The 627-nt window shown below is 51.0% G+C and carries 1 rRNA gene; it reads left to right on the top strand.

What is annotated here, in order from left to right:
* Window positions 1-170 precede the first annotated feature (170 nt).
* Window positions 171-627: ribosomal RNA gene (locus KUE00_RS21770) — 16S ribosomal RNA — on the top strand; the annotation flags it as partial.

Raw genomic sequence — 627 nt, 5'->3', positions numbered from 1 at the left:
GCAACGCTCTTTAACAATTTATCAGACAATCTGTGTGGGCACTCGCAGGATTGATATCAGCGTCTCCGGACGCAAAAAAATATCAAGTCTTAAGAGTGAACACATAATGAAAATTCATTATGACGTTTTACACTTGAGCATCGCTGCACTTGTTGCAGCAAATCAAACTTAAATTGAAGAGTTTGATCATGGCTCAGATTGAACGCTGGCGGCAGGCCTAACACATGCAAGTCGAACGGTAGCACAGAAGAGCTTGCTCTTCGGGTGACGAGTGGCGGACGGGTGAGTAATGTCTGGGGATCTGCCCGATAGAGGGGGATAACCACTGGAAACGGTGGCTAATACCGCATAACGTCGCAAGACCAAAGAGGGGGACCTTCGGGCCTCTCACTATCGGATGAACCCAGATGGGATTAGCTAGTAGGTGGGGTAACGGCTCACCTAGGCGACGATCCCTAGCTGGTCTGAGAGGATGACCAGCCACACTGGAACTGAGACACGGTCCAGACTCCTACGGGAGGCAGCAGTGGGGAATATTGCACAATGGGCGCAAGCCTGATGCAGCCATGCCGCGTGTATGAAGAAGGCCTTCGGGTTGTAAAGTACTTTCAGCGGGGAGGAAGGGAT

The sequence above is a fragment of the Erwinia phyllosphaerae genome, assembly GCF_019132875.1.
Lineage (GTDB): Bacteria > Pseudomonadota > Gammaproteobacteria > Enterobacterales > Enterobacteriaceae > Erwinia > Erwinia phyllosphaerae.
Note: the sequence above shows the minus strand (reverse complement) of the source record. Positions and strands in the feature narration are given on the sequence as shown.